Annotated in this window: 2 protein-coding genes; one reads left to right on the top strand and one right to left on the bottom strand. The window is 63.1% G+C overall.

All coding sequences use genetic code 11. The features are described 5' to 3' along the window. Positions 1–308: 308 nt before the first annotated feature. A complete protein-coding gene (locus QZ149_RS09930; protein WP_291451278.1) occupies positions 309–1,751 on the bottom strand; it encodes a L,D-transpeptidase family protein in 1,443 nt (480 codons plus the stop codon). A gap of 206 nt (positions 1,752–1,957) precedes the next feature. Between QZ149_RS09930 and QZ149_RS09925 the strand changes: the two genes are divergently transcribed. Next, on the top strand, positions 1,958–3,280 hold the full coding sequence (locus QZ149_RS09925) for an AMP-binding protein (RefSeq protein ID WP_291451277.1): 1,323 nt from the start codon (positions 1,958–1,960) through the stop codon (positions 3,278–3,280). The last annotated feature ends 116 nt before the right edge of the window (positions 3,281–3,396 follow it).

Raw genomic sequence — 3,396 nt, 5'->3', positions numbered from 1 at the left:
CCATTACCCATGTCGGGGCCTCCCAGCGTTTGAAGTGTCGCAACCTCAATCATCGGGCAGGCCCCGACCCCATGCCAACACCACCCCCCACACCCCAAAATGCGAAGAGCCGGTTAACGCCTTCACGGATAGGAAAATAACCTATCCGCATTCTCACAACCTATCCACGAAGCCCTCCCCTAGCCCCACCAGGCCAGACACCCCCACACAGAGAAGCCACGCAGCCCCCACACAGCCCCACAGCCCGACAAAGCAGCGAGCGGGCCGGAACCATAGGTTCCGGCCCGCTGCGAGATGCTCAGTGGCGATCAGTAGTGCACGACCACCGTGTCGCCCATGTCGGTCCAGTCGTAGATGAACTTGGCGGCGTCGACGGGCATGTTAACGCAGCCATGGGAGCCGCCGTATCCGCTCCAGCCGAAGGAGGAGCGCCATGGGGCACCGTGCATCGCGTAGGAGCCGGTGAAATAGGTAACCCACGGAACGCCTTCGGTCTCGTACTTGGTGCCGTCGGCGTTCTCGCCGCGCATGGTCTGCACGTCGTACTTGAGGTAGACATGGAAGGTCCCAGTAACAGTCGGTGTATCGGGCGCACCGGGGACCATGGAGAAGGGTCCCCCGGCGACCTTGCCGCCGACGTACGGGGTGACGGTGGCATCGGTGAGATTGATGTCGACCCACTTTTCGCCTTCGGCGGCCTGGTAAACCAGGTTTTCGGTGCCTTCGGCGACCCGCTTGGTTTCAGAGCCAGGCTCGATGTCGTCGTAGTGGAACAAACCCTCGTAGGAGGTGCCGTTGGTCATGGCGTTGACGACACCCTTGGTGATCTCTTCGGTGTTGTTGGTCTTGAGGCCCTTCTTGCCTTCGCGGGCGGTGGTCAGCACGTTGCCGGAGGAGTCGACGTTCTCGACGCGATTCTCAGCCTTGACGTCGGTTTTTGCAGCCAGGGCATTGACCCAGTCGGCGACCTTGACGGTGCTGATGGAGGGTTCGTCAAGGGAGCCGTCATCCTTGGTGAGGAATTCGACCCAGTGGACCTTGTCGGAGCGCTCGGCGACGAACAGGTCGATGCCGTCGGAGATTTCGATCGAGGTGTCGAGCATGTCGTTGCCTTTTTGGGCGGCCTGCTGCGCGTCGGCGGTGGTGACGCTGGGTTCCATCTGGGAAACGGTGACGTTCTGCGACACAGAGGCGAGGGTGGCACCCGCCTGCTTGACGGCGGCGGCGACCTCATCGCGGGCGATACCGTTGCCGTTTTGCGCGGGAGTGACGGTGAAGGATTCCTCATCGGGAGCGATGATGACCTGGGCGTCTTTCATTTCCGAGGTCAGGGTGGAGTTCACGGTCGCAGTGAGTTTCTTGATGGAGTCCTCGCTGACGGTGGTCACGGGTTCCAGGGCGCGGCTGGAGAAGAGGGCACCGATGAAAGACGGCAGGGAGGTCGAGCCTTTCATGGCCTCATCGGCGGTTGCTTCAGCGTCGACGGAGACGCCGGCTTCGTTGAGCGAGACCGTGGTGTTCTTTCCTTCGACGGTGAGAGAGACCTTGGCGGCGTCGGCTCGGGCGGTGACCGCGGAGATGACCTGGTCGCGGCTCATGCCTTCGACGGAGATCCCGGCAACGGTGGTGCCGGGCAGGACGCGGCCAGAGTAGTTGGCCGCGTATACGATGATGGCGCAGACGACAAGTAGGACGAGGGCGCTTGCTGCGCCGATCGCCCATCTGGTTTTGGTGGAAAGATTTTTGAGCATCGGTGTTCATCCTAACGCCTCGCGCATCCTTGTGGTAGCAGACTGTTGAATTTTCAGTTGCGCAGTATGCCACATGACAACAACCGGAATATCAAGAAATTGTTCACTAAACGTGATGATTGCCGCGAAGCGGCCCGCCACCAGCGACAACGCAAACGCTTATCCTTGTATTATCTGCGCACGCTGTCGATCTTGGGAGGCACATCATGACTGCGCCGCGAATTCTTGTCGTCCCTGGTGGGACGGCGATTAGCGCCGTTGCCCTGGCTAACGCGTCGATTCATAAGCTGGTCGAGCTCTACGAGGAGCGCCAGGCCGATTCGAACCACCCCGCGCCGCACACCGTTGTCTTCTTGCGCGACCCCGCTCTGGTTCCTCCCGCTACGCTGCGTGGGTCTGCGGCGACGCCTGAGCAGGCGTTCCCCGAGGAGGACTACCCCGGCCTCGCCAATCAGATCAAGAACGACCCCCATTTCTTCGACGGCGTGGACCTGGTCATTTCGACATCGGGGTCCAGCGCGGGTAAGCCGCGCCTGGTAGGTCTCTCGATGGATGCGCTCATGGCCTCGCTGAAGGCGACCGAGCTGGCATTGGACGGCCCGGGACGCTGGATTCTGGCGCTGCCGACGCATCACATTGCCGGCGCGATGATTCTCTTGCGCGCGGCGGTCGCGGAGACGAACCCGCAGGTCGTGGATACGACGAATGGCTTTGACCCGCGTGACCTTCTCCCTGCTATCAGAGGTGTCACGCAGGATGAGATGCCGGGTTACCTGTCGCTGGTGCCCACGCAGCTCGTTCAGTGCCTCGACGCGGGCGAGGAAGTTGTGGGCGCGATGCGGTCCCTGTCGGCGGTCCTCGTGGGCGGCGCGGCGATCAGCCAGCATCTGCTGGAGCGCGCCTTGAATGCGGGCTTGAAGGTGCGCATCACCTACGGCATGACGGAGACGTCGGGCGGCTGCGTGTACGACGGCGAGCCGATGCCCGGCATGACGGTGCGCGCGGTCGATTGGGATGGCCGTACCCGCCTGGCGTTCAACGGGCCGACGCTGATGACGCGCTACTTGGACGCGGAGAGCCCGTTCTTCGAGGAGGGCGGTCACCGTTGGCTGATTTCGGGCGATATGGGTGTCATTCGGGCGTCAGGTAAGGTCGAGGTGAATGGGCGCGCGGACGACGTGATCACGTCGGGTGGCCTGTCGATCGCGCCGGGTCCTCTGCGTCGCGCGGTCCGCTCCTACGAGGGGATTTCGGACGCGTGGATCATGGGCACCCCCGACGAGAAGTGGGGTCAGATCGTGACGGCTCTGGTCGTTCCGAATCAGATGCCGACGGATTCTTTGGAGATGGCCGAACTCGGTGCCGCGGTGCGCGAGCACGCCGCCGCTCGTATTGGGCGCGCGCAGGCACCGCGCCGCGTGGTCGCGGTGACGGAGCTGCCGTACCTGGGCTTCGACAAGATCGACCGCGGTGCCGCTGTGGCGACTGCGAACGCCACCACAGCTACTGAGAGGAACTGGGTGCGCTAACCCGACCCAACCTAACCCAGCCCGGCCCGACCTAACCCTCCTGGCCCGTCCGACGGGCGGGCGCTGGCTCCAACTAGACTGGTGGCTATGGCTCACGGGAACGAATGGGATGAAGG

Source organism: Actinomyces sp. ICM47 (assembly GCF_905369875.1).
Lineage (GTDB): Bacteria > Actinomycetota > Actinomycetes > Actinomycetales > Actinomycetaceae > Pauljensenia.
Note: the sequence above shows the minus strand (reverse complement) of the source record. Positions and strands in the feature narration are given on the sequence as shown.

Coding starts and splice junctions, on each gene's coding strand:
- QZ149_RS09925 (WP_291451277.1), top strand. CDS start 1,958: ATGACTGCGCCGCGAATTCTTGTCGTCCCTGGTGGGACGGCGATTAGC.
- QZ149_RS09930 (WP_291451278.1), bottom strand. CDS start 1,751: ATGCTCAAAAATCTTTCCACCAAAACCAGATGGGCGATCGGCGCAGCA.